Genomic DNA, 6,833 nt, shown 5'->3' with positions numbered 1-6,833 from the left:
ACTGCTTTTTGAGAAGTTACATTATTCCTTATTCCCTGCATATTGATGCTGATATATTATTTTTTAAATTACTTAACTAAAGAATGAGTTAACCAATATAAATCAGAGTGAGTGCCTGCGGCTGTTACTTCTTTTCCAGCTCCAGGCCCTTGAATCACTAATGCATTATCTTGGTACCACTGACTATTGATCACGAATATATTATCGCCCGCTTTTAATGTTGCTAAAGGATCATCTTGATTTACTGCTGATAAACCTACTTTGGCAACAAGTTTATTTCCCGTTAAATTTAGCTCAGCGACATAACGTAATACTAAGTTATCTTTTTCGGCTTGTGCTAATTTATCATCCATATAAGTATCAAGATCATCTCTTTTATCTAAAAATGACTGCCAATCACCTTGTGCCAGCTCTAAAGGCATCATAGGTGTAAGTTCAATATCATCTAAATCGAGTGTTAATCCAACTTCTCTGGCAAGAATAAGTAATTTTCGTTGAACATCTCGACCAGATAAATCTTCACGCGGATCTGGCTCTGTGTAACCCATATCTTTGGCTTGTAGTAATAATTCAGAAAATGGTGCTGAACCGTCATATTCACAACATAACCAAGATAAAGTACCTGAGAAAACACCAGATAAACGATCAACTTTATCCCCTGAATTTTGCAAATCACTTAATGCAAAGTTAATAGGTAAACCTGCACCAACACTTGTATTATAACGCCACTTTAAATTACGCTCTGCTAATTTTTCTCTTAAACTTTCATACCATGAAGTTTGTGCCGTGCCTGCATATTTGTTAGCGCTGATCAAATGACAATCATGTGATGCAAAGTCAGGATATAACAAACTAAAATCTTCACTTGCTGTAATATCAATTACAACTTTATGTTCATAATCTAATTGCGCTAATTCATTTATAAGCGTTTCTTTTTCAAAAGCAATTGCTGAATTTTTCCATTGTCTTTGCCAATCAGATAAATCAATACCATCTGTACCAAATAACATTTTCTTACTGCGAACAAGACCAACTAATTTAACAGGTATTAATTGATTTAAACGTTTTAGTTGCAACTCTAACTGCTCAATAAAGGTTGCACCTACATTACCTAACCCTGCAACGATCACAGCAAGCTCTTGAGAATCACTAATTAATTCATCATGTAAAACAGTTAATAAATCAGTATCAAAAGCTTGCTCACACAATACCAAACCATATTCATTACCTAAAAGATCTTTTTGGGAAAAAGTAAAGCGAATGTTGATATTGTATTTTTGTAGTAATTGAGTTGCTTGCTCTGTTAATTGCGGAGCAACTGAATTTGGACAGATAATGCCTAAACCAAACAAGTTAGATTCAATTAAGTTGGCGCGCCCCGATAAATGATTAATAACCGTATGAGTATAGAGAGCAGGAATTAATAAGTAAGTATCATCATCAAGTTCAAAATGGTGCAAGCTATGTTGAATAAGTTGACTTAACTCACCAATTTCACCATCTGCTAACTCTTCTATTTTAACTAAATCATGATTATCTAAGGTGGTAAGGAAATGCTTTTGTTTTGCGCTGCCCTTTTTTACTATTTCAGTATAACCACTATGACTATCAAAACTGCTTCTAACTACTAGCTTGATGTTCGTTTCTTTTAATGGAGTTAACGTTTTAGCATGAAGCACTGGATTACCTAATCGCGCTAATAAGTTTGCTTGCTCTCGGCACACTTTAGAGTATTTAATCGCATGTTTGACTTTTCTTGGATCAGTGCTATAAACCCCCTGGGTATCAGTCCAAATGGTCACGCTTTTTGCGTTACAATAACGTGCAATTAATGTGGCACTATAATCACTACCATTACGGCCTAGAGTTACGGTATCACCATCAATATCTTTAGCAATAAAACCGGTTATAATATTAAATTGTTGTTGATTTAAAACTTCACAATTTTTTTTATTAATATCATGCTGTAGTTGGCCTTCTTGTAATAACAGTAAATCACGCGCATCAAAAGACTGTGCTTTATACTCTAGCTGCGTTAAATATTGTGCAAGTAATCTTGAAGACCATACTTCACCATGGGCTAAAAGCTGCGCTTCAACTAAATTATTTTTTTGAGCTAATTCACTTATCACATCTAGCTCAATATTTAATTTATCTAATGCATGAACTTGTTGTTCATCAATTAATAATTCACTAATTAATTCAACTTGATGATTTTTTAATAATTTAACAACATCGCAAATACCTTGTGCGTCACTTTGCTGGTAACACTGCCATAACTTCACCAAAGTATTAGTTGTTTTACCTGCAGCAGAAACGACAATTGAGTCACCTAACTGGCATTGGCTGATAATAATATTAGTGACAGCATGATATCGCGCTGCAGAGCTTAGGCTAGAGCCACCAAATTTATGTACTGATTTATTCATTTCAATTTACCAAATAGCTTCATAAGCAGAAGTTAAGCACTTAACATTTGCAATATTTACATCATTAACAGTTTAGATTCTTAAGCGTTTGAATCTAAACCAGGTTTTGTTGCTTCAAAAGTACGTTCTAAATCATCTAATAAATCTTGAACATCTTCAATACCAACTGAAACACGGATCATTTTATCACCGACACCCGCTTCTAATCTTGCTTTTTCATCCATACCAGCATGCGTCATCGTTGCAGGATGACAAATTAAGCTCTCAACGCCTCCTAAAGATTCAGCTAAAGTAAACTGTCCTACACTTGTTAAAAATTTAGCTGAATCATTGATATCACCTTTAATATCAAAACTCACCATGCCTCCAAATCCTTTTTGCTGCTTTTTAGCGAGTTCATGCTGAGGATGAGACTTTAATCCTGGATAATACACTTGCTCTACGTATGGACTACACTCTAAATATTCCGCTACAGCCATCGCATTTTTCTCATGCTGTTTAATTCTGACATTTAACGTGCGAATACCACGTAAAGTCAGGTAACTATCAAAAGGTGCACCGGTAATACCAATATTATTTGCCCACCAAGCAAGCTCATCACCTAGCTCAGCTGTTTTTGCTATTACCGCACCGCCAACAACATCAGAATGACCATTGATATATTTAGTTGTTGAATGCACAACGATATCGACACCTAATTCTAGTGGATTTTGTAATGCAGGAGATAGAAATGTATTATCGGCAGCAACTAAAGCACCACATTTAGAGGCAGTTTCAACAACTTTACTAATATCAGTTAATCGTAATAGTGGATTACTTGGCGTTTCTATCCAAATCACTTTTGGTTTGATATTAAGAATTTCATCAAAACTATTGTCTAAAGTTAAATTAAGTATTTTTAACTTTAATAAGCCACGTTTTTCTAAACTTGTGAATAAACGATAACTACCACCATAGCAGTCATGCGGGATCACTAAAGTATCTGTTGATGATAATAATTGTGTAATTAAATGCACTGCAGCCATACCCGTTGCAGTGATAATCCCTTTCTCACCACCTTCTAATTCGGCTAAAGTCTCTGCAAGAACATCTCTTGTCGGATTACCGCTGCGACCATAATCGTAAGCACGCTTTTTATCAAAGTCAGCAAATGAATAAGTCGTTGATAAATAAAGAGGCGGTACTACGGCACCGTGATGTTTATCTGCTTCGATACCTTTTCTTACAGCTGTTGTTGCTTTTTTCACTTGAGTCATTTTTGATACCCACAATCAATTAGATGTTTAGACGTCTAAAAGGTTAATTCAATAAGTTTGCGAAGTCAAAACTTTTATCCATCTAAATAGCTAAACATCTCAAATTTGACTATCTTAGATAAATAGATAAAATTTCGAATCTATAAAACAGTTAAAATTACATAAAGTAGTTCTATTAGACTAGTCAGGTTAGTATAATTTAGCTCGACAACAAAAGCGCAGTTTGAATAAAAGGCAATTAAAGTATATGGCTACAAAATGGAATGGTGAATATGTTCACCCATACGCAGAACATGGTAAAAAATCAGAATTAGTAAAAAAAATAACTGTTTCAATTCCATTAAGTGTTTTAAAAGTACTAACTGATGAAAGAACACGTCGACAAGTCAATAATTTGCGTCATGCGACAAACAGTGAACTACTTTGCGAAGCATTTTTACATGCTTTTACCGGACAGCCTTTGCCAAATGATGAAGATCTGAAAAAAGATAACCCAGATCATATTCCTGCTGAAGTTAAAAAGATAATGATAGAAATGGGTTTAGAGTTACCATTCGTTGAAGAAGATGAATAAGCTGTAATATTCCTTCATTTATTAAAGCCAGCTATTTTAGCTGGCTTTTTATTTTCTTTATAAATAATTCAGTTGAGAATTAACAATCTGCCAATGCTTGAAATAAAGAGTAATACTGATATTCAAATCTTAATTGGGTAATTTTACTGCCATCAATTATTCGAGTCTCATCCTCATTCGACTCAAAACTTGGTGTAATTTCTTCTAACATTAAACATGCTTGTTGATAAAAATCAGCTTTAGTTGGATGATCAGGGCTCACTAAGTTAAAAATCTGTTCAGGTGTTTTCCACTGCTGCAACAAACTAATAATACCATTCACCACATCTTTTTGATGCACCATATTCACCGTTGCCAAACTGCTCATTTTTAAATTTTTTCCAGACAAAAACCTTCCTGGGTGACGTTTTGGTCCTATTAAGCCCGCCAAACGAACAACTTTTCCTAAATCTAATAACTGCATGATGGTTTGCTCTGCACGACTGAGTAGTTTCTGCCGCTCTGTCGCTAAAGTTAACTCACTCAATTCATTGTATTGGCCACACTCACTTGGATAAATTCCTGTTGATGAGCACAATAAAAAACCTTTCATTTTTAATTTTTTAGCTAAATAAATCGCCTGCTGCAAACTTTCTATGTAATTATCTTTAGGTGTGATGCAAGAAACCCAATAAGCTCCTTCTAAATTGACATTATGTTCTAATTCACATTTATTATTTACATTAAAGTAATGAATGATTTTTTCATCTGCCAATTTATTTGAACGACATGTCTCTTGAGTAATCACTCCAATCTTTTGTAAATTAGTACTTAATTCCCTACCAAGCCAGCCTGAACCTAAAATAACAACCTTTTCCAGATTATTTTTCATTAACATTCCATCTATATACTAGTAGTTTAAAGGATTTATGATTATATTAACACTATCTAATTCTCGTTGTTACTGTAGTGTTAATTATGATCCAAAACCTATCTATTCGAAAAAAAATCCTCTTTTTGATTGGTGGCACAACAACTGTGTTATTAATAATTGCTTCAATTTTTTTAGTTAATCATATTGCTTCTTTATCTCGCACTTCAGTAGAGCAAAATGCAAAGCATTATATACAATCAGAAAAACTATTGATTGAATCTTACTTTACTCAGTATGGACGCTTAGTTGAAACATTTGTTACCAACCCTCATTTTATAAAATGGTTTGAAAAATATAATGATCGCACCATAGAACCGGATAACATTGCAGGATTTAAAGAAGTTAATCAAGATTTCATACGCATAAGTAGTAATGATGACAATATACTTTCTGCATTTTTTGGTTCTGCAAATACAGGGGTTTATTTCAAAGAAAATGCAAGAACCTCTGAAGTAAAAGGAGAACCTTATTACACATATAAGCGGCCATGGTGGCAAGAAGCCTTAAATTACAACAAACTTTACGTTGGCTCACTTTCAGTTGATTTTTCTGAAGGCACAGTATCATCAGCTTTACAGCAACCTGTATACAACGCTTCAAATCAACTTATTGGGGTAGGTGGTATTGATTTACAGCTAAATAAAATATCAGATATGATTGAAGCCATTAACTTTAATGGCAAAGGCTATGGTTTCTTATTAGATGAAAAACAAAAAGTTGTTCACCTTTCAAATAAAATTGGCTATAAACTTTCAATCACTGATGAAGATCCTAAAGGTAAACAAGGTTTAGATGCGCTTGATAAATATTTAAAACATACTGCTGGTTTTTCTGAATTAAATTCAGCCATGAAATCAAACTTTACAGGTAATACAACAGTGTCTATCAAAGGAAAAGATTATTACGTTGTATACACTCGCCTGCAACTCGATAAACCTTTGCTTGACTGGTATGTTGGCTTGTTGATTCCTATGAATATTATTCAAGATCCCGTTGATAATGCTGTTTTTACAACGAGTATGAGTGTTTTAATTATCTTATTCATCATAGTTGCTGTTATTTTTTGGGCAACGCAGATGATCAGCAAGCCAATTACAGAATTAACTCATATAATGCGAGATATTGCTTCTGGTAATGGTGATTTAACTAAAAAAATTGATATGAATCGCACTGATGAAGTTGGACAGTTAGCAACTCATATGAATAGCTTTATTGATAAACTACATACCTTACTAGCCAAAACAGCACATCAAGCAGAACAAGTTGGTGTAGCTTCGGGGCAACTCAACCAAGTATCTTATGAAACTAACAATGAAATACAACAAGAAAAACGACAGGTTGATAGCGTAAGTACAGCAGTGACTGAAATGGCTTCTACTGTACTGGAAATATCTCGTAATGCCCAAGAAACCAATTCTGCAGCACAGGAAGTTCAAAGCCTAACAGAAGTGGGTACTGATATATCTAATGATGCTCAAATAGCCATGACATCACTTGCCTCCCATATTGGTGAAGCATCACAGATAGTATCGGGTCTAGAACAAGAGTCCAGTAATATTGGTGCTGTTGTGGATGTCATTAACAGTATTGCAGATCAGACTAATTTGCTTGCACTAAATGCGGCGATTGAAGCAGCTAGAGCCGGAGAACAAGGCCGAGGT

Annotated in this window: 5 protein-coding genes; 2 read left to right on the top strand and 3 right to left on the bottom strand. The window is 34.4% G+C overall.

Features of this window, described 5'->3' with window-relative positions:
* Positions 1-68: 68 nt before the first annotated feature.
* Both metL and metB read right to left on the bottom strand, forming a co-directional pair.
* Positions 69-2,429 carry a bifunctional aspartate kinase/homoserine dehydrogenase II gene (gene metL, locus CJF42_RS21915; RefSeq protein WP_095368711.1) on the bottom strand — a complete coding sequence of 787 codons (2,361 nt, stop codon included), beginning with the start codon at positions 2,427-2,429 and terminating at the stop codon, positions 69-71.
* Positions 2,430-2,509: 80 nt separating this feature from the next.
* The gene (gene metB, locus CJF42_RS21910) at positions 2,510-3,685 is read right to left on the bottom strand and encodes a cystathionine gamma-synthase (RefSeq protein WP_095368710.1); all 1,176 of its coding nucleotides are present in this window, start codon (positions 3,683-3,685) and stop codon (positions 2,510-2,512) included.
* 247 nt (positions 3,686-3,932) lie between these two features.
* Between metB and metJ the strand changes: the two genes are divergently transcribed.
* Positions 3,933-4,259 (top strand): met regulon transcriptional regulator MetJ, encoded by a 327-nt coding sequence (metJ, locus tag CJF42_RS21905; RefSeq protein ID WP_095368709.1) that lies wholly within the window; start codon positions 3,933-3,935, stop codon positions 4,257-4,259.
* 79 nt (positions 4,260-4,338) lie between these two features.
* Here the strand turns inward: metJ and CJF42_RS21900 are convergent, their stop codons facing one another.
* Positions 4,339-5,130, bottom strand: a complete 792-nt coding sequence (locus tag CJF42_RS21900; protein WP_095368708.1) for a Rossmann-fold NAD(P)-binding domain-containing protein — start codon at positions 5,128-5,130, stop codon at positions 4,339-4,341.
* Between the two features lie 86 nt (positions 5,131-5,216).
* Here CJF42_RS21900 and CJF42_RS21895 point away from each other — a divergent pair.
* Positions 5,217-6,833 (top strand): methyl-accepting chemotaxis protein (locus CJF42_RS21895; RefSeq protein ID WP_095368707.1); only part of this gene is annotated, 1,617 nt, incomplete at its 3' end.

Origin of the sequence: Pseudoalteromonas sp. NBT06-2, assembly GCF_002276045.1 — a bacterium.
Classification (GTDB): Bacteria; Pseudomonadota; Gammaproteobacteria; order Enterobacterales; family Alteromonadaceae; genus Pseudoalteromonas.
The sequence above is the reverse complement of the archived record's forward strand: the minus strand, read 5'-3'. Positions and strand labels throughout refer to the sequence as shown.

Coding starts and splice junctions, on each gene's coding strand:
- metL (WP_095368711.1), bottom strand. CDS start 2,429: ATGAATAAATCAGTACATAAATTTGGTGGCTCTAGCCTAAGCTCTGCA.
- metB (WP_095368710.1), bottom strand. CDS start 3,685: ATGACTCAAGTGAAAAAAGCAACAACAGCTGTAAGAAAAGGTATCGAA.
- metJ (WP_095368709.1), top strand. CDS start 3,933: ATGGCTACAAAATGGAATGGTGAATATGTTCACCCATACGCAGAACAT.
- CJF42_RS21900 (WP_095368708.1), bottom strand. CDS start 5,130: ATGAAAAATAATCTGGAAAAGGTTGTTATTTTAGGTTCAGGCTGGCTT.